This is a genomic window from Alphaproteobacteria bacterium, assembly GCA_015231795.1.
Taxonomy (GTDB): domain Bacteria; phylum Pseudomonadota; class Alphaproteobacteria; order Rhodospirillales; family WMHbin7; genus WMHbin7.
Window position 1 is genome coordinate 12,039 of the sequence record JADGAX010000015.1, and the last position, 23,182, is coordinate 35,220.

At 56.3% G+C, this 23,182-nt stretch carries 11 protein-coding genes and 1 pseudogene; 8 read left to right on the forward strand and 4 right to left on the reverse strand.

All coding sequences use genetic code 11. The annotated features are described in order from the left end of the window. The first annotated feature begins 281 nt into the window (after nt 1-281). From HQL44_17345 to HQL44_17380, 8 genes and pseudogenes are all read left to right on the forward strand, one after another. Nucleotides 282-4,709: a response regulator gene (locus HQL44_17345; protein MBF0270349.1), complete on the forward strand. Its 4,428-nt coding sequence runs from the start codon at nt 282-284 to the stop codon at nt 4,707-4,709. Nucleotides 4,710-4,926: 217 nt separating this feature from the next. Further along, on the forward strand, nt 4,927-5,085 hold the full coding sequence (locus HQL44_17350; protein MBF0270350.1) for a DUF3309 domain-containing protein: 159 nt from the start codon (nt 4,927-4,929) through the stop codon (nt 5,083-5,085). Between the two features lie 29 nt (nt 5,086-5,114). Next, nucleotides 5,115-6,089 (forward strand): OmpA family protein, encoded by a 975-nt coding sequence (locus HQL44_17355; protein MBF0270351.1) that lies wholly within the window; start codon nt 5,115-5,117, stop codon nt 6,087-6,089. A gap of 251 nt (nt 6,090-6,340) precedes the next feature. Beyond that, a complete protein-coding gene (locus HQL44_17360) occupies nt 6,341-6,583 on the forward strand; it encodes a hypothetical protein (GenBank protein MBF0270352.1) in 243 nt (80 codons plus the stop codon). 36 nt (nt 6,584-6,619) lie between these two features. Continuing rightward, nucleotides 6,620-7,123, forward strand: a complete 504-nt coding sequence (locus HQL44_17365; protein MBF0270353.1) for an OmpA family protein — start codon at nt 6,620-6,622, stop codon at nt 7,121-7,123. A 415-nt stretch (nt 7,124-7,538) separates the two neighbouring features. Continuing rightward, nucleotides 7,539-16,214 (forward strand): cyclic beta 1-2 glucan synthetase, encoded by an 8,676-nt coding sequence (locus tag HQL44_17370; protein ID MBF0270354.1) that lies wholly within the window; start codon nt 7,539-7,541, stop codon nt 16,212-16,214. 1,322 nt (nt 16,215-17,536) lie between these two features. Beyond that, entirely contained in the window at nt 17,537-17,803 is a 267-nt protein-coding gene (locus HQL44_17375) for a hypothetical protein (GenBank protein MBF0270355.1), read from the forward strand. Nucleotides 17,804-17,882: 79 nt separating this feature from the next. Next, nucleotides 17,883-18,188: pseudogene (locus HQL44_17380) on the forward strand (transposase). 214 nt (nt 18,189-18,402) lie between these two features. Here the strand turns inward: HQL44_17380 and HQL44_17385 are convergent. The 4 genes from HQL44_17385 to HQL44_17400 form a co-directional block, all read right to left on the reverse strand. Further along, nucleotides 18,403-20,100 carry a serine/threonine protein kinase gene (locus tag HQL44_17385; GenBank protein ID MBF0270356.1) on the reverse strand — a complete coding sequence of 566 codons (1,698 nt, stop codon included), beginning with the start codon at nt 20,098-20,100 and terminating at the stop codon, nt 18,403-18,405. Nucleotides 20,101-20,104: 4 nt separating this feature from the next. Further along, a complete protein-coding gene (locus HQL44_17390) occupies nt 20,105-20,806 on the reverse strand; it encodes a hypothetical protein (GenBank protein ID MBF0270357.1) in 702 nt (233 codons plus the stop codon). A gap of 25 nt (nt 20,807-20,831) precedes the next feature. Then, the gene (locus HQL44_17395) at nt 20,832-21,665 is read right to left on the reverse strand and encodes a VWA domain-containing protein (protein MBF0270358.1); all 834 of its coding nucleotides are present in this window, start codon (nt 21,663-21,665) and stop codon (nt 20,832-20,834) included. 448 nt (nt 21,666-22,113) lie between these two features. Beyond that, nucleotides 22,114-22,824: a thermonuclease family protein gene (locus HQL44_17400; protein MBF0270359.1), complete on the reverse strand. Its 711-nt coding sequence runs from the start codon at nt 22,822-22,824 to the stop codon at nt 22,114-22,116. Between the last annotated feature and the right edge of the window lie 358 nt (nt 22,825-23,182).

Below are 23,182 nucleotides of genomic sequence, written 5' to 3' on the forward strand. Positions count from 1 at the left end.
ATGGGTTTCCTAGCATGTCGTCGGCGCGCGGCTCAACTGACAGTCAGATGGCAAGCGCATAATATAAAACGTGATTGAAGCCGATCCTATTCACCATAGCGATGGGCCTCCTTGCTTGAAACAGACGGAAATTACCTAGAGCGGATTATTGTTCGCTCTCACACGCTGACCACAGGCATGTGAACGATATGAATGATTGCCATCGCCTAAGTTGAATAAGTATGGTAGTACTAAATTTAGTGTAAGTATTTGCTGCAGGACTCCTTGAGGAAAAGCCGAATATGCGAAAATCAAACAAGCATCAAGGCAAGGCTGGCGGCAAGAAAGCCCAGGCAAATCATTTGCCAGCAAACAAAGTTTCATTGGATGAGCCAAGCGGCTTTCCTGTCGTTGGGATCGGCGCTTCGGCGGGCGGTTTGGAAGCCTGCAAAAAGCTGGTGGCTGGCTTGCCTGCCAACAGCGGCATGGCGTTTATCCTGATCCAACACCTTGAGCCGACCCATGAAAGCATGATGGTCGATTTGCTCAGCGGCCACACGTCGACAACCGTCCAACAGGCGGCGGACGGCATGCTGATTGAGCCCGATCATTTTTATGTCATCCCGCCGGGCAGATATCTTTCGGTCGAGCAGGGCGCTCTGCGCCTCTCCCAGCCCAAGGACCGGCACGGCGCCCGTTTGCCGTTCGATTTCCTGCTGCAATCGTTGGCCAAGGAATGCGGGCAGCGCGCCATATGCGTGATACTTTCGGGAACGGGAAGCGATGGCAGCATCGGCTTGAAGGCGGTGAAGGAAAATTCGGGTTTCGTCATCGCTCAGTCTCCCGACGAGGCCGGTTACGACGGCATGCCGCGCAGCGCCATCGCGACAGGCATGGTGGATATTGTTCTCGAAGCATCCAAGATTCCAGAAGCGTTGATGAAACATGCGCATGGCCAAGATCTTGGTCCGCCCCTGATAGGCCAGACTCCATCGACGGATGAGGGGACTTGGCTAAGAGAGATCGTTGAAATCTTGCGGGCACAAGCAACGCAAGACTTCACACTGTATAAGACGGGTACCTTGCAGCGCAGGATCGAGCGGCGCATGGCGATGCGCGGCATCAATGCCGAAGAAAAGAAACGCTATATTGACGTTTTGAAAACTGACGCCGATGAAGTGCAGTTGTTGGCCAAGGACTTGCTGATCAATGTCACGAACTTTTTTCGCGATCAGTCCGTTTTCGACTATCTTGCCGAAAAGATCCTTCCTGATTTAATCCGCAATCATGTGACCGACCAACCGTTGCGCATTTGGATCGCAGGATGCAGCTCGGGCGAGGAGTCCTATTCCCACGCCATGCTCATTCAAGAACAAATCGAGGCGCAGAACAGCAACGTCAAGCTTCAAGTATTCGCATCCGACGTCGACGAGGATGCCGTGATCACCGCCCGCGAGGGCCTCTACCCCGAATCGATCGAGGCCGACGTTTCGCCAGATCGTCTTGCCCGCTTCTTTATCAAGGAAGGCAACGGCTACAGAGTGGCTCCCGACTTGCGGTCATCGGTAGTTTTCACGGTGCAAGACGTGTTGGCCGACCCGCCCTTCTCGCGCCTCGACATGATTTCATGCCGCAACCTGCTGATCTACTTGTCGCCCGAGGCCCAGGCCAAGGTCATTTCATTGTTCCACTTCGCCCTGGTAAAGGGTGGTCTCCTGCTGCTAGGCAATTCAGAGACGATTGGCAACAACACGGATCGCTTCGAGGTGATCTCCAAAACGGAACGCCTATATCGTCATATAGGCCCTAGCCGACATGGCGGTTTCAGCCCAGCGCTGGACAGCAACGTTCGCGTTCCTGTTCGCTCCAGTCATAGTCTGACGCAGTCGCGCCAGGCCTATCTGGCGGAGACTTGCCGGCGGATGGTGCTGGAGAATTATGCGCCAGCCGCCGTGCTGACAAACCTAAAGCATGAATGCCTGTATTCACTAGGTCCGACAGACCGCTATCTGCGCGTGGCTCCGGGGCACCTTACGAATAATTTGCTTGCCATGGTCCGACACGGCATGTCGTCGAAGCTCGCTTCGGCAGTCTTGCGAGCCAACCAGGAGAAGACGCGCATTACCGTCGATGGCGGGCAAATCAGGAACAATGGATCTTCCGTCTCTTTTAGCATCGCCGTGCAGCCGGTCCCAAACGATGGCGAAGAACTGCTGTTGATTTGCTTCATAGACCAACCGAGCAAAGAAGCGAAGCGCGCAGCGCACGCCCAGCCTGGGGAGTCATCGCGCGTTGCTGAGCTTGAAGACGAACTTAAGGAAATAAAGGAAGAATTGCGGCTAACCACGCGCGATCTTGAAATTTCAAGTGAAGAGCAGAAGGCGATCAACGAAGAGGCGTTGTCGGTCAACGAGGAGTTTCAGTCCACGAATGAGGAACTGCTGGCCTCGAAGGAAGAGCTGCAATCCTTGAACGAAGAGTTAACCGCGTTGAACAGCCAGCTGCAAGAAACGCTGGAGCGGCAGCGCACCTTGTCCAATGATTTGCAAAACGTCTTGTACAGTACCGACGTGGCGACGCTGTTCCTTGATGCCGGTCTGCACATCCGCTTCTTCACCCCGGCCACTAGGTCCATCTTCAGCGTCATTCCCGGCGACATCGGACGGCCGCTTGTGGATCTTCATTCCTTGGCCGCCGATAATTTGCTGCCGAACGACGCCAGAGAGGTGCTGAGGGCACAGGCCCCCATCGAGAGAGAGATCGAGGGCCAGGGAGGCGCTTGGTACGTTCGACGCATCTCGCCCTACCGCACGCAGGATGGCCTGATAGAAGGCGTGGTCATCACTTTCACCGATGTCACGGAACGTCGCCGCATCCTAGAGGCGCTGAACGTCGCAAAGCGGCAGGCCGATTTGGCGAACGAAGCAAAATCGCGATTCCTTGCCGCCGCCAGCCACGATATCCGCCAGCCCTTGCAAACCTTAACGCTGCTTCAGGGGCTATTGGAAAAAGAGGTCAAGGGCGAAGATGCGCGCAAATTGGTCTCAAGGCTCGACGAGACCTTGAGCGCCATGTCTGGAATCTTGAACACGCTTCTGGACATCAGCCGGATCGAAGCAGGCAATGTCCTGCCTGAAATGGCCGATTTCCCGATCAATGATCTATTGATGAAACTGTCTGACGAATTTTCCTATCTCGCCCACGCCCAGGGATTGGAGTTGCGCGTTCAGCCTTGCAAGGTTTTGGTCCACAGCGACCATGCCTTGCTTGAGCAAATGATCAGAAACCTGTTGTCGAACGCCCTGAAATTCACCAGGAACGGCAAGGTGCTGCTTGGCTGTCGGCGGCACTGCGGAATGCTCAGCATCGAAGTATGGGATACGGGAATCGGAATTCCTGAAAGCGAGCTTCAAGCGATATTCGATGAATACCATCAGCTGGACAATCAAGCGCGCGAGCGACGCCTTGGCCTTGGCCTCGGTCTTTCCATCGTGCAACGCTTGGGTAATCTTCTTGGCAATCGGATACGCGTTCGTTCCCAGAAGGGCAAAGGATCCATGTTCGCCATTGAAGTCATGACTTCAGCAGCGCTTTTAAAAACAGCGAAGACGGCGGCGCAAAGCGTCAATGGCGTTGCTGGCGATGAACAAGCGCAAAGCAAGGGCAAAATATTGATCGTCGAGGACGATTCCGAAATGCGGGATCTTCTTGAACTTACGCTTAGTCATTGTGGCCATCGCACGGCAAGCGCCCATGACGGTTTGGGCGCCCTTGAGTTGGTGACGCAAAAGAACTTCCGGCCAGATATTGTATTGACCGACTTGCGGCTTCCCAGCGACATGAATGGGATCCAAATTGGCGCAAAGCTTCGCGAGCTTCTGAACCAGGACGTTCCGGTCATCATTTTGACGGGCGATACATCGGCCGAAACATTGCGAGACATTCATCGCCATGACTTCGTTCGCCTTAGCAAGCCGGTTAAAGTGAAGGAAATGACCTGCCTCATTCAACGGCTTCTTGCAAACCCCAAGACAATGGCATGCAAGACGGCGTTGCCGCCTGCCAAACCTGCGAGAGAGAGCAAGCGGCCTGTCGTCTTCATCGTAGATGACGACACCCACATTCGCCAGACGCTAAGGTCAGACCTGGAAGAACGGGGACTGGCTGTGCAAGATTATGACAGCGCAGAGGCTTTTATTGAGGCCTATAGGCCCGGACAGATGGGATGCCTGTTGATTGACGCATACCTGCCTGGAATAAGCGGTTTTGAACTGCTGAAACATATGAAGGATGCGGGACATTCACTGCCGTCCATCATGATCACCGGCTATAGCGACGTGCCGATGGCGATTCGCGCCATGAAGGCCGGCGCTTTGGATTTCATTGAAAAGCCGGTTAGCCGCGCAGCGCTGCGGGACGGCATCGAGCGGGCGCTCATGATGTCTGAGGACGCCAATATAATTTCAGATTGGCGTGAGAATGCCGAAAATTCATTGGCAATGTTGACCAAGCGCGAACGTCAAATTCTGGACATGGTTCTGGCAGGCCAGCCCAGCAAGAACATAGCCGCGGATTTGGGCATCAGCCAGCGCACGGTCGAGAATCATCGCGCCTCGATCATGAAGAAGACAGATACAAAATCACTTCCTGCGCTGGCCAGACTGGCGTTCATTGCCGCCCCCCCCCAAAGGGAAAACGCTAGCCTGAAGCATTCAGGAATAGCTGAGTAGTTTCCGGCGCTATCGATTCGCTAGTTTCATGCGTTACTCTGCATCAGATGAATTAGATGTCTGAACGGTCGCCGATCAAGTTCGGCGCATGCTGGGGCCTCACCCCGGCGCTGCAAAAACCAAGCGTCATTGAAAAAATCAAATCAATATCGGTGACGCGAGGCGGCGATCTAGCGGCTTGGTTCGGCATCTCTTGCAGCCTGATAGGAGCGCCTCCATGTCACTTGGAACAATCTTGCTTATCGTTCTGATCCTGCTTCTAATCGGCGCTTTGCCGCGTTGGCGGCACAGCGCGAAATGGGGCTACTTTCCAAGCGGCGGAATGGGCATCGTTCTCGTCATCGTTTTTGTTTTGCTGCTTACGGGGCGAATCTAGTTGGATGCGCCGTGCGAATGCCCCACGCAATGTGGGAAATGTTGGAATGTTCCAAAAATTATGCTGCACGATTTTCAACGCAGCAATTTAGGAGTGTCATTATGAAGACGCACATGAAGGCAAGAATTCTTTTCGCCACGCCACTTTTGTTAGGTGGATTGGCCGCATGCAACGGCACTCCGGCAAACGGATATATCCCTGGCAGCGTCTACCAGCTTGAACAGCTGAACAAGACGACGGCGACAGGATCTCCGTTCACGCAGGCGCTGGCAAACAATTATCGCGTCTTTGCTCAGGATGAAAAAGACGAGTACGACTGGTTTGGACAGAAGATATTCGCCACAAAGGGGCTTATTGCCGCATCTGGAAAGGCGCCTCCGCCGGAAGAGCTTGGCGAATGGCCGGTTTCTGACCCGGTTGCCGCCAACGATTTGAAGATGGCGCGCGGTCGTCTGGTGCATATGCTGAGCGGCCCTGCGCCCTCTCAGTATCCGGTATGGAGCGCTTCCGCTCAGACCAACTTCGATTGCTGGCTTCACGAGCAGTATGAGGGTTGGGAATTCGACAAAATCGCTTTGTGCCGCGGCGACTTCATGAAAGCGATGGGGCAAATCGAATCGCCGCCCAGGGTCGCCCAGGCGCAACCAGCACCGGCCAAGGCGGCGCCTCCTCCCGCTCCCTATCTGGTCTTCTTCGATTTCGACAAGACGGAACTGTTGCCTGAAGCCCGCCAGATCATTGCAAATGCCGCGAAAGCGATCGCAGCGGGCAAGGTCGTCAGGATCAGGGTTATCGGATTTACCGATACGTCTGGATCGAACGACTACAACAACAAGCTGTCGATGAGACGCGCAGATGCCGTGAAGCAGGAGCTGATCCGCGATGGCGTTGCCGTCAATGGCATTAGCGTCGATGGCAAGGGTGAAGGCGATCTGCTTATGCAAACGCCAGATGGCGTGCGTGAACCGCAAAACCGCCGCGCTTCCATCGAGTTGTTGAACTAGCAGGCAAACACTCTGCTTGTCTTGGGAGTGTCGGACATGCACCGACATTTCCAGGCAAGTTAGAGTAGATTCCGAGCCTATCAAGACATACAGCCCGGCAATAAAGTAAGACAGACTAACGCCACCTGAGCGGTTGGCTATTGCCATCGAGAGAGCTGTCATTTTTGCGATGCTCATGATGCGTCACCCGAAAATTCAACAAGACGCTTTCTCGCCTTCACGGCTGCCACCCTCGTCATAGGAGAGCTTTTATGAACCGTTTCATTCATTCCCTAGCACTTGTTGCTACGCTGGCGGCGTTGACCGCCTGTGGTTCGTCAACGGGCGATCGCGCCATAAGCGGCGGCGGCATCGGCGCCGGCGTTGGTGCGCTTGGCGGCTTTCTCGTCGGAGCCCCCATTGAAGGCGCGCTGATCGGCGGCGCGGTCGGCGCCGGAACCGGCGCGCTCACGAACGAGAATCAAATCAATCTCGGAAAGCCGATTTGGCGATAAGCCTAACAACTAATCCACCGTCAACATTTTCAGGTTATGGAGAACAACATGTTTCAGTCAGTAAAAGTTATACGGGCGCTAGCCGCGTCACTCGTACTTGTCGCAGCTGCAGGCTGTTCCGAGCAAGCGTCGTCGCCGCCGCCGCGCGCCGCATCCGCCGCTCCCATGTCCAACGATCCAGAGTTGGCAGGCGCTTGGTATCAGATATTCTTTGACACCAACAAGACGGATATCGATTCCAGGGGCCAGATGGTCATTAAGAATGTGGCCCATGTCGCGACCAACAACAGCATGACCCGCGTGACAGTTATCGGAAAGGCCGATCGCGTTGGCGACGCCGCATCAAATATCGCCTTGTCGCAGCGACGCGCCGACCAGGTGCGCGATGCGTTGATTGCAGCCGGGGTCCCGGCAGAGCATATCGACACGCGATGGACTGGGGAAACCAGTCAGAAAGTTTCAACTGTCGATGAAGCGGCCGAGCAACGCAATCGCGTCGTCGATGTCACTGTGATCAAGCTGCTGCCGCGCAAGCAGTAGTCGCTTGATACTATCTCTGGCCAATCCCTCGCCAGAGCGCAGATAAGACTTGCGGCGCTGTCTATGGGCCATGTCCATGGACAGCGCCGTGTTTTCTTGATCGGAAGGTCGACGTCTGTTTTTTGACAAAAGATCAGCGCTTCGGTTTGCGTTTCTCATATTTCACACTTCGTGACGATTCATAGTTTATGGCGGACCGCTTGGCATCAAGCATGCGGGGCCGCTCTTGCCAGCTACTGTGCGCTAAACGCGCCAGGGCAAAGCCAGCCATAAGGGAGCCTAAGATTTGCGCCTTGTAACGTTTGCATGCAATTGGCTGCAGTCGGCTCGTATCATTCAAAATGACGGCGTTGGGCAGGACTCATCCGCCGATGAATCAGCCCTTTCGAGTGCAGAGCTGTTTAGTGCCGACCAAATGGAGCTTTATGGCAAGACGCTGGCGCATTCGCACGTGCTGATGCAAGGCAGAAGCTCCGACAAGCTGTTGGCGCGATTGGCAAAAAACGAACGAACCCTGATCGACGTTTGCAAGTTGTTGACGGACGTGGCGACAGAGGGCCGCCATGTTACCCCGGCAGGAGAGTGGCTGCTCGACAACTTCTATCTTATTGAGGAGCAGATTCGAACGGCAAAGCGGCATCTGCCGAAGGATTACAGTCTTGAGCTTCCTAAGCTGGCGCAAGGTCAGTCGGCTGGACACCCGCGTGTGTACGATGTGGCGCTGGAAACAATTGCGCACAGTGACGGTCGTGTCGATACGGAAAGCCTTAGTCGCTTTGTCGCCGCCTATCAGAGCGTTGCGCCACTGAATCTCGGCGAGTTGTGGGCGATACCCATTATGCTTCGCCTGGCCGTCATTGAGAATTTGGCGCGACTTGGCGCCAGGATTTCCGCAGTCTGGATTGTGCGGAATCTTGCCGCCTCATGGGCAGATAAGATGACGGAAGCTGTGGAAAGCGATCCCAAAAGTTTGATATTGGTGATTGCTGACATGGCGCGCTCCGGTCCTCCGCTCGTCAGCGCGTTCGTCTCAGAACTGGCGCGACGCCTGCAGGGGCGAGGTCCCGCCTTGGCCCTGCCTTTGACATGGGTGGAACAACGACTAGCCGAGGTGGGACAAACCATTGAACAGATGGTTCAGTCCGAAAACCAACAACAGGCCGCCAACAAGGTATCCATCAGCAACTGCATCGGCAGCCTTCGCGTTTTGGCAGCCGTTGACTGGCGTGAATTCGTCGAAGCGACAAGCCATGTGGAAAGGATATTGTTGCAAGATCCGGGGAATAATTATGGGCGAATGGATTTCGCCACCCGAGACCGCTACCGTCACTCTGTTGAGAGAATCGCCGCGCTCAGTCGGCAATCGGAGAGCGACGTGGCGCGCAAGGCCCTGGTGCTGGCAGGCGTCCATGCTTGGCCCGATGAGAGTGGCGGGTCAAACAATCGATTTTCCCACGTCGGATTCTATCTGATCGGCAAAGGGGTGGCAGAACTTGAACATGCGCTGGGCGTCCGACACTCTTGGCTCGGATATTGGCGCCATCTGACGGGGCGTTTCCCCTTGTCATTGTATCTGGGGGCAATCTGGCTCATCGCCGTTCTGATGACAGGCCTTCTGGCGATGCAAGCGCACAGTGCGGGAATTGGCCTTTTGGGGCTTCTGCCTCTAAGCGCATTGATGTTTCTGGCGTCAAGTCAGTTGGCGGTCGCATTGGTGAACTGGTTGGTGACCGTCCTTGTGACGCCACACCCGCTGCCAAAGATGGATTTTTCGAAAGGCATCCCTGCCGAGTGGCGTACGCTGGTCGTTATTCCCTCGATGCTGACAAGCGTCGAGACGACCGAGACTCTGATCGAAGCGCTTGAGGTGCGGTTCCTGGCAAATCGCGGAAATAGTCTGCATTTCGCATTGTTGACAGATTTGCAAGATGCCAGCCAAGAGCGGCTGACCGATGACGAGGCGCTGGTCCAGCATGTTCAGGCGCGCATCGCAGAACTAAACCAAAGATACGCCGTTAACGACAATGGGGCCAGAGCAGCTCATTTCTTCTTGTTTCATCGGCCACGTCGATGGAACGCGCAAGAAGGAATATGGATGGGCTTTGAGCGCAAGCGCGGCAAACTTGCCGACTTGAACGCCCTTCTGAGGGGCGCTGCGCCAGAAACGCGCTTCTCCGTTGTCGTTGGCGATCTGTCGGCCCTGTCTGATGTGAAGTATGTCATTACGCTGGATACGGACACAGATTTGCCGCTCAACGCCGCGCGTAATTTGGTTGGCGCCATGGCGCATCCTTTGAACCGCCCATACTACGACATAGATAGGCGGCGCGTAACCGAGGGCTATGGCATCTTGCAACCACGCGTGGCCGCCAATCTTCCCGCAGCCAGCCTTTCGCGCTATGCCAAGCTGCATGCTGGCGAGACTGGAATCGATCCTTACACGCGCGCCGTGTCCGACGTGTATCAAGACCTGTTCGCCGAAGGATCGTTTATCGGCAAAGGCATCTATGACATCGATGCTTTTGAACAGGCTTTCAGTGGAAACTTCCCGGAAAATTGCATCCTAAGCCATGATCTGTTGGAAGGATGCTATGTCCGGTCCGGGCAGCTAAGCGACGTGCAATTGTATGAGGATTATCCAATTCGCTACAGCGCAGACGTCAGCCGCCGCCATCGCTGGATTCGCGGCGACTGGCAGTTGGCGGGGTGGTTGTTTCGCCATGTGCCAGGCGGAAAATGCACTGCTGGGGGAGCACGTCAGGTCAATCCGCTCTCCTTGCTGTCGCAATGGAAATTGTTCGACAATTTACGACGCAGCCTGATGCCGATCGCCCTGATGATCTTGCTGTCGTTGGGATGGACGGTTTTGCCGCCGACAATGGTGTGGACCTTGTCGATGCTTGCAGTTTTGGCGCTTCCGCATGTCTGCTCCTTGGTTCTTGAACTCATTCGCAAGCCTGAAGAAATGCTTCTGCGACAACATTTGTCGGCCATCGTCAACTCAGCAACGCGGCGCATCATGCAGATTGGCTTCGAACTCGCCTGCCTGCCATATGAGGCATATTACAGCCTTGACGCCATTGCGCGCACCGCGTGGCGCAAATTTGTCTCGGGCAAACGATTGCTGGAATGGAACCCATCAGGCGACATAGGTCGCGCGCAATCCTGGCAAGGGTTGAATGGCCTGAAGTCCAGCCTTCAGGCCATGTGGTTTGCGCCCAGCATCGCTGCCAGCGTGACGTTGTATCTTGCGGCCGATAAACCGGAAGCCTTGCCGCTGGCGGGTCCGGTGCTGCTGTTGTGGTTCTGCTCGCCTGTCATCGCCTGGTGGATCAGCAAGCCCTTGGCGCGCCGCAAAGCAACCCTAACGCCTGCGCAGACGCTTTTCCTGCGCGGCGTCGCGCGACGCACCTGGGCCTTTTTCGAGAAGTTCGTCGGACCAGATGATCACTGGCTTCCCCCCGACAACTATCAGGAATACCGCGCCGCATCGATTGCCCATCGAACGTCGCCTACCAATATAGGCTTGGCTTTGCTGTCGAACCTGACGGCGTATGACTTCGGCTATATAACAGGCGGAAATTTTGTTCTGCGCACTGGCAAGACGCTGGCGGCGATGGAGCGGTTGGAGCGCCATCGAGGGCATTTCTATAATTGGTACGACACCGAGACTTTGATGCCCTTGCACCCCTTATACGTCTCGACAGTGGATAGCGGAAACCTTGCCGGACATCTGCTGACATTGCGGGCCGGTCTGCTGTCCCAGATCGACGAAGCGATATTCGGCCGCCGCTTGTTTGATGGTCTAAAGGACGCCGCGAATGTTCTGCGATCCGTCATTGATCGCTCTGGCGCGAAGAGGGTGTCGGCATTTCAAGGCGACGTCGATATGGCGGCGTCGGACTTCAAGGACAACCTTGCGGTCCTGCGGCCGCATCTTGCAGGCATGATGCAGCGTGCCGATGAGATCGTAGCCCATATGGAAAGCAACCAGGCGTCGGCTGAAAGCGAAGCCCATCAATGGGGCGAAGACTTGGCGAGGCAAGTTCAGCAAGCGCAAGAAGAGGTGATGTTTCTGGCCCCATGGCTGGCTTTGTCGGCGCCTCCGAAAGGGTTGGAAGATATCGCCTTATCTTTGGGTGTTCCTACCATGCGGCGCCTGACCAGGTTGGAAGCGGACATGCAGGCGGACATTGAATCGCGCCTTGCTGGCGACATGCCGCCGACCGCGCGGGATTGGCTATTGTCATTTCAGGAATGCATCGGCCTTGCGGCGCAGAGGGCGAAATCAAGAATGGCCGAAATCGAGAGCTTGGCTCTTCAGGCCGGAAGACTTTCCAACATGGAATACGGTTTCCTGTTCGACAAGACGCGCCATTTGCTGTCCATTGGCTACAACGCAACCGAGCGGCGTTTGGATACCAGCTGCTACGATCTGCTGGCATCTGAGGCGCGGTTGTGCATTTTTGTGGCGATTGCGCAAGGGCAACTGCCACAGGAAAGTTGGTTCGCCTTGGGCCGCTTGATGACAAACGCAGGCGGCGAGCCTGTTCTGTTGTCCTGGAGCGGATCGATGTTCGAATATTTGATGCCGCTTCTGGTCATGCCGAATTTCGACAACACACTACTCGATCAAACGTGCAAGGCGGCCGTAGTCAGGCAAATCGAATACGGCAAGCAACGCGGCGTTCCTTGGGGGATATCCGAATCCGCCTATAACACCGTCGATGTTCACCTGAACTATCAATACCATGCCTTCGGCGTGCCTGGCCTTGGGCTGAAGCGCGGCTTGGCGGAAAATCTGGTCATCGCCCCATATGCTTCGACCCTGGCGCTGATGGTGGCGCCGGAAGAGGCCTGCCATAATCTGCAAAGGCTTGCGAACGAGGGGTTCATTGGTCAATACGGATTCTTTGAGGCAATCGACTATACCGAGTCCAGACAACGGCGCGGCCAGACCAGCACTGTCGTGCGCGCCTTCATGGCGCATCACCAGGGAATGACCCTGCTGTCGCTGGCTTATCATATTCTGGATCGTCCAATGCAGCGCCGCTTCGAAGCCAACAGGTTGTTCCAGGCGGCGATGTTGCTGCTGCAAGAGAGGATTCCAAGGGCTTCGGCTGTGACGTCCTTCACGGCGCAACTTTCAGAAGTGCGAAAAACGCCGGTCGTCGTTGACGCCCCCATCCGCGTCTTTACGACGCCGGACACACCCTTGCCAGAAGTGCAATTGCTGTCAAACGGGCGCTATCATGTGTTGGTAAGCAATGCAGGCGGCGGATACAGCCGCTGGAAGGACATGGCCGTCACGCGCTGGCGTGAGGATGGAACGTGCGACAATTGGGGGTCGTTCTGCTATGTCCGCGATTTGGAGACCGGCTCCTTTTGGTCAACCGGCCACCAGCCGACGCTAAAGCAGCCGGTCATGCACGAAACAATCTTCTCCGAGGGGCGTGCTGAATTCCGCCGCCGCGATTCGGTTGGTTCCATCATCGGCGCCTTCGAGACGCATATGGAGATCGTTGTCTCGCCGGAGGACGATATCGAGCTGCGCCGCGTGCGCATCACCAATCGTTCGCCACAGCGCAGGACTATCGACGTTACCAGCTACGTCGAAGTCGTGATCGCGCCACAGGCTTCCGACGCTCTGCATCCTGCCTTTAGCAATCTTTTCGTGCAGACGGAAGTACTTGAAGATCGCCGCGCCGTCATTTGCACGCGCAGGCCACGCTCTCAGGGCGAAACAACGCCCTTGATGTTTCATCTGATGGCGGCGCATGGAGCAGAAATCGAGAAGGCAACGTTTGAAACCGACCGCTCTCGCTTTATCGGTCGGACCAGAACCACAAAGGATCCTGTGGCGCTAAGCGGCAGAACGCCGCTTTCCGGCAGCTCGGGATCTGTGCTTGATCCCATAGCGGCAATTCGCCATAGCCTGACGCTAGAGTCCGAACAGACGGTTTTGCTAGACATAGTGACCGGCGTTAGCGAAACGCGAGACGGCGCGATGCTGTTGATCGACAAATACCAGGACCGACATTTGTCCGACCGCGTCTTCGACCTTGCCTGGACCCATTGTCAGGTCGTTTTGCGCCAGTTGAACGCCAGCGAGACAGATGCCCAACTGTATGGGCGCCTGGCCAGCGCGATCGTTTATGCCAATCTAGCTTTGCGCGCCGATGCCGAATTGCTGATTTTGAATCGCCGAGGGCAGTCTGGCTTGTGGGGTTACTCGATCTCAGGCGATCTGCCGATCGTTCTTCTGAAGATTTCAGATGAAGCAAATATAGATCTGGTCCGGCAGCTTGTGCAGGCTCATGCCTACTGGCGGATGAAGGGGCTGGCCGTCGACTTAGTCATTTGGAACGAGGAGCATGCCGGCTACCGGCAGCGTCTGCACGATCAGATTATGGGTATGATCGCCTCGGGCATCGAAGCTGGCGTGATTGACCGTCCGGGCGGAATCTTCTTGCGTTCAAGCGAGCAGATTTCCGGCGAGGACCGCATTCTGTTCCAGTCGGTAGCGCGGGCCGTCATCGCCGACAGCCAAGGATCGCTGGCCGAGCAACTTGAGCATCGCAGCCTGGCGCGCCCGCGCCAACCCAGATTTGTTCGCAGCCGACAGCACAGGGCCGAGGCTGTTTCCACGATGGACTTGCGCGCCGATTTGATTCTGTCCAACGGGCTGGGCGGCTTTACTTCAGATGGCCGCGAATACGTCCTGACGTTGGCCCCAGGGCAGACGACGCCTGCTCCGTGGGTGAATGTTTTGGCGAATCCGCTCTTTGGGACGGTCATATCCGAGAGCGGCGTTGCTTATAGTTGGGGCGACAACGCGCATGAGTTTCGCCTTACGCCTTGGCACAATGATTCTGTCTGTGATTCCGGCGGCGAAGCCATTTATCTGCGCGACGAAGAAACCGGCCATCTCTGGTCGCCTTCTCCCCTGCCAACGCCGCCGTCAAGCCCGTTCACCATCCGTCATGGATTTGGCTACAGCGTTTTCGAGAATAGATCGAACGGCCTATGCACGGAGCTTTGGGTGTATGTGGCGATGGACGCCGCGGTCAAGTTCTCGGTTTTGAAAATCCGCAACGAATCCGACCGGGCCAGGAAGCTGTCGGCAACCGGCTATGTCGAATGGGTGTTGGGCGATCTGCGTGAAAAGACGGCCATGCACGTGACGACAAGAGTTGACTCCAAAACCGGCGCCATATTTGCTTGCAACCCCTACAATGACGAATTCAATGGGCGCGTTGCCTTCTTTGATGTTGACGGCCGCACACGCAGCCTGACGGCGGATCGCAAAGAGTTCATCGGCAGAAATGGATCGCTTGCGAATCCTGCCGCCTTGTCGCGCACGCGCCTCTCCGGCAAGGTGGGCGCGGGTCTCGATCCTTGTGCCGCCATGCAGGTCGAATTTGAGTTAGGCGTCGGTCAGTCGCGCAACGTCGTCTTTCGCCTGGGCGTTGGGCGCGATCATGAGGAGGCAAGTCAGATTGCGCAGCGTTTCAAGGGAGCGTGGGCGGCGCAACAGTCCCTGGAGGCGGTCTGGCAGCATTGGAATCACACGCTGGGCGCCGTACAGGTGGAAACGCCTGATCCATCGGTCAATGTCCTGGTCAACGGCTGGTTGCTCTATCAGACCTTGGCTTGCCGCTTGTGGGCGCGCAGCGGCTACTATCAGTCGGGCGGCGCCTTTGGTTTTCGCGATCAGTTGCAAGACGTGATGGCGCTGATTCACGCCAGACCAGGACTGGCGCGAGAACATCTGCTGCTGGCGGCCAGCCGCCAATTCCTGGAAGGCGATGTTCAACATTGGTGGCACCCGCCATCCGGCCGCGGCGTGCGCACCCATTGTTCCGACGATTTTCTCTGGCTGCCTTTGGCTGTGTGCCGCTATGTGGCAAGCACGAAAGACACCGGCGTGCTCGATGAAAGCATATCCTATCTTGAGGGCCGACTGGTCGACCCTGAGGATGATTCCTATTACGACCTGCCCGGCCAGTCTGGCAAGCAGGCCAGTCTATACGAGCACTGCCTGCGCGCCATCCGACACGGATTGCGCTTTGGCGAGCACGGCTTGCCGCTGATCGGTTCGGGCGACTGGAACGACGGCATGAATTTGGTGGGAATGCTGGGCAAGGGCGAAAGCGTCTGGCTGGGCTTTTTCCTCTATGAAGTCTTGGGAAAATTCGCCGATCTGTCCGCGGCGAGGGGTGATGAGGCCTTCTCCGATTTATGCCGAGTTGAAGGAGAAAAACTGCGCCAGAACATCGAGCGGCATGGCTGGGACGGAGCTTGGTACCGCCGCGCCATATTCGACGATGGAACGCCGCTGGGGTCGGCCGCGAATACTGAATGCCAAATCGATTCGATTTCGCAAAGCTGGGCCGTATTGTCCGGAGGCGGCGATGAATCGCGCTCAAGAATGGCCATGCAGTCCGTCGACGAGCGGCTGGTGCAAGAAAGCGGCTCGCTGATTCAACTTCTCGATCCCCCTTTCGACAGCTCGCAGCTCAATCCCGGCTACATTCGAGGCTATGTGCCGGGCGTCCGCGAGAATGGCGGCCAATATACCCATGGGGCGATTTGGACGGCCATGGCCTTCGCTGCCTTGGGCAACGCCAAGCGCGCCTGGGAACTGACCGCCATGATCAACCCGGTGAATCACGCTTCGACTGCAGAGGCCATGGCGACATATAAGGTGGAACCCTATGTCATGGCGGCAGATGTCTACGCCCTCTCGCCGCATATCGGGCGCGGCGGCTGGAGTTGGTACACTGGCTCCGCCGGCTGGATGTACCGACTGTTCATGGAATCCCTGCTGGGGTTAAGATTGGAAGGCGATCAACTACGCCTAGCCCCCTGCCTGCCAAAGGACTGGCAGACATTCAAGATCCACTACCGCTATCGCGAGACGGTTTATCATATCTCCGTTTCTCAGCAGCTTGGCGAAGGCTGCGGAAAGTCGGGGGTGACTGGCCTGTTGGTGGATGGCGTGGCCGTGCAAGAGAAAGCGATTGCGCTGGTTGACGACCAACTGGAACATCACGTCGAGGTAACGGTCTCGTCAGGATTGATCAATTAGACACTTGAACATGAATTCTACTATAGAGTGAAGCTGTGATATAAAGTAAACTTTTAATAGCACATCCATCTTCCTACTTGGCGCCGCAAAATAAATGAGCACCGACAGCAGCGTCTCGGGTTACTGCATACTCCCTCGTTCGCCGCAACATGAGAAACAAGATGGAATTTCGCACACGGGAGCGCGGCATCAGCTTGCCCAACTGTTTTCCCCGGGGCCACATGGCCGACAGGCTGGGGATTCCGACTTAAGGCAGTATCCATGAATTGAAAAACGAGCGAGCGCAGTCCGAGACCGCCTTTGAGCGCCCCCCCCAAAGCCTTGCAGCCGGGGACATTCCGCCTGAAGCCATCGAGCGTTATTGCGCAGCCTAATCGACCAGGTCGAGGTCGGTAAGGACAAAATCCGCCCTACTGGGCAAAAAACCAAGCTCGCACAACTGATTGTGGGGCAAAAGACCGGTCTGGCCGGTGTTCGCAGTTTTGTACCGAAATGGCGCGCCCTGTCGGAAGAAGATGGGCACTGGACTTGTGCTATTTCCCTCCCCTAGTGGATGGAAGGAGGCTTCCTCTATCAAATTGTTTATACTGCGTTTTATAGCAGTTGTCAGCAACGTGTCGTGACAATATCGGGACAATTTTTCGCGTCAGGGATCGGGACAAACAGGTCAGATGTGGGCGAATCCATTTAAGCGAGCAGATCAAGAGATAGAACCAGCCCCGGCCAATCACCTTGAGATAGGTGAAGTCGCTCTGACCTGCCTTGGGAATGAACCCTGTACCGTCGCGCCTTGGGAAGCAACTGAATCTCTAAGCCTTCAATAGCCAACGACGCGGTGGAAGATGAGCCACTAAAGAAAATTTCGTTTATTAGATTCTGCTAACGGGAGATTATACGCTCTTTTCGAAAATAATCTCCTGTATCAGCTTTTTCTAATAAGAAATAAAGTGGCGTTTTCAGAAATAATCTCCTGTATTAGCCCCTTCTAATACGAAATTAATTGCACTTTCTGCATTTAATTTCTTCTACTCCGCAGATCAATTAGACATTTACGTTGATCGCAGGTCACGCAAGCAGAGCGTCTATCCGAATGAGGAAAAGATGTGCCGGGCAAATTGCCGCGCATCCCCATTTTCATGGCACCGCAATCTCGCCAAGCAGGTGCATTTTCATGTTCCGCTTTCCGCTTTCTCCTAAGACTTTTTCTGTACCACGAATTTTCATGTGGTTTGATTTTGCGGTACCACCAGACGAGGCAAATTGGCGGGCACATTAATTCGAAACTGACGTCGCTTTTCATTGAGCCATGAATATCCCCCTGCATGAGCACGCCGTGGGGCCAAAAAATGAGGCTGGAAGGGGCGTGTGAACGCCTCCTTCCTTTGGTGCGCCTTGTCTCTCTTTTCACTTTTCGTGGTACCACGCATTTTGCAAAAGTCGCGGCACATAAAATCAAGCGACATGCCGCAGAAATCTGGTACCGGCATTTCCCTGCATCACTGACATTTTTTGGTACCAGCCAATCGGCATGTCTTGGTACCAGAAAAAGACGCCTGAATCGCAAATCAGCAGTGCCGTCGGTTTTCTGAAATCGTGAGCCGACATTATTGACAAAGACTGGAGATTTCGTCGCTGCAGCAAAGCAGCGAAATATGCAGAATCTGTGGACACACCGACCAGAGCAGCCAGTTCACCTGCATCGAGTTCACTGGGCTGCTCAAGGATAATCTCATCAAGATCAGCATGGACGGCAAGGGATGCTGGCGCGACAACGTCTTCGTCGAGCGGCTGTGGAAGAGCGTCAAATACGAGGAGGTCTATCTCAAGGCCTATGACAGCGTCCCAGAGGCCAAGGCCAGCCTGGGGGCTTATCTCAGTTTATACAATACGCGAAGGCCGCATCGGGCGCTTGACGGCAAATGCCCCGATCAGGTCTACTTTGAGAATATGCCGCAGATGAGAATCGCGGCATGAACGGCGGGTTACCCACCGGCCCGCTCGCCCCGCCTCTAGACGGGCGGGCGGCGGTCCCCTGGATAACCCTTCAACGCAGGGCTCCACTTAGCGAAGCGGAAATCCTGTCCAATCAAGTGAGGCCAGCTCTCCGCTCATCCATATCACCGGTCGGGGCGATAGTTGTGGTCGCTGTCGCTGTCGTGGTTCTTATGCTGGCCGCCGTCATTGCCCTTTAATGACGGGCTTTGATCAAAAGAAAAACAAACAGAGCCACCCCCACCCAGACAAGCCACGCTGGGATGCCGCTTTTGGAAGATTTTGGCGGTGTGGGTGTTTGCGAAGTTCCCTGACCTGAAAGAGTTCTGCTTTGGTAGCTGGGGCCAGAGGTGGATGTGTTCACACCTGCATTCGCCTGCCGGCGAATTTGTTCCAGCACCTGTTTATTAGACGACATCGGCGGCACGGGTGGGTGCGGAGACGGCGATGCCTTCCCAGACTTCTTCTTGATTCTGCCTGGAAGGGATTCGCTTCCGCCATTGATCGTGGCGAGAATTGCTTGGTTCTTCCCACTGGTCGCCGACGCGGTGCCTACCGTTTTGCCGATGGACGCCAGGCGACGCTGGGCTTCTGCCGCGTCTATGAAGCGATATTGGTTCCCTTCTTCGATGGTAATGCTGATGTGGGAGTAGTTGTACTTGGGGTTGATGAACGGCGGCTCCAGCAGGCCGACCACGCTGATCCACCGACCAACCCACGATTGATCAGGCTTCAACGTCAGCTTTTTCAATCCGTCGGACCAGATAGAGAGCTTTACGATGTTCCCCTTCCAAGAGCCGAAGTTAACGAAGACATACGGTCGACCATAGCGTGTCTTGGCTTCCTTAAGCTCGACGATTCTGCCGACAAGTTCAACGCGATCGCCAGCACGGCGCAGGGCGGCCATATAATCGCTTGCGTCGATGATGTCGTAGGCGCCGACGTACATTGCCAGACCGGCCGCTGCGGGCCGCTGGCCTGGTGCGGGGAACGAGACCACGGTGGCGGGAATGTTCCGGCCAGCCAGGAAGTCATCCAGCGACGGAACATTGGCTATCGGTGCCCGACAGATTTTGGCGAGCGCTTCGGCATCCTGGGTAAGCGACGGGATCGCGCGGATGTCGGTGAAAACCGCCGAGGAGGCTGGATCCAGGTAGTCTCCCGCAGAGAAAAGAATGTTTTCGCCGTTCGAGTGTTTATCGAATAGGGCTGGCTTTTCGGCCAAAGCCCTTAGGCTGAGGTCTATGGCGATGAAGGAGAACCGATCCATGCTCGGACCGAAATCCGAGCCTTGGCGCTTCGGGTGCTGGAAATGCTTGTGGCCCAGTTCATTTCCTTGGCCGGGCGGCAGGCCCGGGACGAACAGACCGTCGTAGTCGATCAGCTTGACTGTGCCCTTGTCGACCAGGACGTTACCGTTTTGCAGATCGCCGTGGGCGATGCCCTTTTCCCGCAGGAATTTCTCCAGGCCGCGAAAACTGGTGAGCAGTTGGGTGAGGGCCGCCTTGTTCTTGTAGTTGTTCTCCAGCCAGATGCCGAGGGTCTCGCCATCGGCCCAGTCCATCCTGACGATAGGGTAGAGGACGCCTTCAACGCGGATGCCCGACTGCTGGTACTGGAAACCCACGAAATTGGAGTTCGAAATCGCCGCCAGCGTTGAACTAATCTTGGCGTAGCGCTCCTGCAGCCCCTTGGCTTCCTTGTGGAAGCAGCGAACAGCAAACTTCTTGCCGCTGTTGCTGACCGTGTAAGTCAGGGCAAAGCCGCCGCCGAGAGCGATCGGGAGGCCGAATGCGTTCGAAGCCACATGTCCCTTCTGGAGGACAGGATCGACGAAGGCCAGCGGAGGCTTCTGGACGGCTTCGTTGTATTTGTCGATCGCGGGATAGGCCATGGCGTCATGCCACCTGCAGCAAGGTGCTGTCGTCCCGACGCATGTTTCCGGCCGCTCGCTCCCCCTCGACCAAGGCGGCGAAGGCGGTGCGCGAAGGCAGCGCCAGCAGCCGTTGCAGGCGTGCATCCGGGTCAGTCAGCAGCCAAGCCCCCACTGCGTCGGTCATCATCAAGATGGTCGGCGATTTGAAGCCCCTGAGATTCCAGACGGTGGTCAACCGCTTCATGGTGCCCGGAGCTAGCAACGCCATGTTTTTCTCAGGTGCGGTCGATAGCAGCACAGGGCGCGACTTGAACTGTTCCGCATCTTGATATGGACACGACGCTACAAGGCGGCCTTCGGACACCAGGACTGCCAACGAATCCCCAATTCCGAGGATTCTTGCACGGTCGCCCGAGACCTGTAGCCCCAGCAAGGTGGCGAATGAACCTCGGTCGAACGCCGCCTGGGCACTCCACGACATCGTTTCAGGATTGAAGTGGCTGTTGTATTCCTTGGTGGCGGCGGCAACCCAGGAAGCCGTCACGCCGGGATTGTCGACGAAGTGGTTGACTAACGTGCGTGCCCACGCTGCCGAACTGTAGGACTCAGAGGCACCATCGCTGACTGCATAGAGGCCGCGATAATGCTTGGCGTTATAGGCATCCTCCATCAGCTCTGGTTCTGACGCCAATTTCGGCACTTTGGCAGCAAAGACCACCCGCATGAACCGTTGCCCTTTGGACAAGAACCTAGCGGAGATTAGCTGCCTGGGTGCCGATCTCGAAGAAGTCGACGATTTCCTCGATGTTCGCCTTGTAGCCGAAGAACCTAGCTTCGCTGCTGACATTGTGGCCCTTTGCCTTGGCGGCCGCCACCAAGTGGGACGGGAATCCGCTCGACATGCGGAACAGCATCTTGGAGTGCTCGTCCGGCAGACCGCCCTCGGACGACGGGAACAGCACGGCCGCGCCCTCGTCAGTGTGGATGTGCAGGTTGAACAGCAGGCACTGGCCGTCCTGGGTGGAAATCAGCTTGAGGCTCTCGGCGATCTGAGATGGATCGCCGTCGGTCGACTGGCCATCGGTGACGTGGATGACGGTCGGCGGATAGCTGGCCGGATGGCTGTCGCACCACTCCACCAGAACCTCGGCAGCCTTGCGCATGGCCTCGCACATCGGGGTGCCGCCATTGTTGGTCGGTTCAAACCAGATCGGGAACTTCACCGACTGATCGACCAGTCCACCCGCGCCGTCGCTGACCTTCTTTTTACGCTCCTCGACGCGCAGGACATTGGCTTCTACCGCTGACAAGGGGTGGACGATGGCACCATTCAGGCCGCCTCGGAAGCCGCAACCGGCACCATTGCCGCCATATCCGATCACACCGACTTCGAAATAGTTGCGAACGCCATCGGCGCGGGTGCTGCGGATGATCAGCTGGTATAGGGTTTTGTTCAGGACGTCGGCCACGAATTCGGCCTTGCTTTTGCCCGAGTCCATCTTTTCGTCCATTGACCCGGACTGGTCGATCACGAACAGGAAGCAGGTCGGATTGGCGCGGCTGATGTCGGCGGTGTAGGCCATGGTTCCCCCTTAAATGCAGCAGGTTGATCATAATCTGCAGGAAGTATACCTACTGATGCCGCAGTGGGGAATGGACAACTATACATTTTATAGGGAAAAATCCTAAATAGTTAAACGAGCGAGAAAGAGTTCGGCCCTGAAGCCTGGGCTGATGTCTGCGTTGAGTCTCTTTCGTTTGATGGAGACCTTGGCCGGATTTCGATTGAGGATGTTGAGGGCGACATGGCGGATAATGACGAAATTGAGCCGCGAGAGGTCTTTATATGGTCCGGCATTTGCCTTCGTCGAAGGAGAAGTCCAGTTGCCAGGGCAGCTCCCCAATGGGCGCGTATGGCGGCTAAGATAGCGGCGGGATAGGGCTGCAGGGACATGATGTAGCGCCGCGTTTTAACTGAGATTTCGCCGGATTTCTTGTTGCTTCGCTTCGAGGTTACGGCGGCGATGCCGGTCATCTTGGCCTCCGCCAGCCAGCAGCTTCAGCTTCGACCACGGAACAGAACATCCACTCGCCCTTGCTGGTGTCGATGCGAGTGACGTCGTAGGAGCCGGAACCAGGGACATGATAGATGCGCTCGCCCTTGGTTTTGACGTTGCCTTTGATTAGGCAGTTGCCAGACGAAGTTGTGACGGTGGGCGCCAAGTCAGCCTTGCTGGCGGGGATATCGACGGCGATCAGCTTCTGACTGCCACGGACCTTGTGCTTCCTCCAGTCCCACGGCATCTCAAACTCGGACGCCCAGATCCCCGCCTTGGCTGCATGGGCGGCGGCCTCGTCGGGCACGTAATCTCGGCTGTACTGCCGATATGCGACAGCCCACCCCTGCCGCGCCAGCCAGCCTTGGATGTCTTCGCCACCGACAGAGCAGCGGGCGACCGACCGGCCGTATTTGTCCGTGGTGACCACGTTGCAGGTCACTGCCCGGCGGCCGATGAAATCGCTAAGGGCCAATGCCGCGGACTGGCCGCAACGCCATGGCGAACCGTCCTTGAGACACAGCTGGGCGCTTTCCGGCGCATCGACCCCGTTGAAACGGATGCGGGTGCCCCTGATCTCCAAGGTGTCGCCATCGATTACCGATGCGTTGCCAACGATAGGCTCAGCGGCCTGGGCAATCGAGGCCACGAAGACGAACAAGCTGACGAAAATGGACCGGATCATGGTGGTGTTCCCTTTGGCCACCAGATTTACCCTACTGGGAGGCCGGTGGGAAGGCATGCAGCTTCCATGCGCGCAGAAGCCATAGGGAGCAGAATCTCCTACACCACGTGGCGGGACATGACCTTTGAGGGCCGGGGGGCATATTCCGGGTCTTGAGTGTTGGGATATCCCGATAATTTCCTGCAATCAGCTTATGCGCCATGAAATTTCTGGCGGAAATGTCAATTTCTCGAAAATGCGCTCAGGAAATTTCCGGCATATATTTCGAAAGGTTTGCCGCCTAGCGGGAACGCCTGGGGGGGCGTTTCAATTTGGTGCCGCAGATTCTGCTCACTTCTCCGCTTTGCTGGAGCAACGA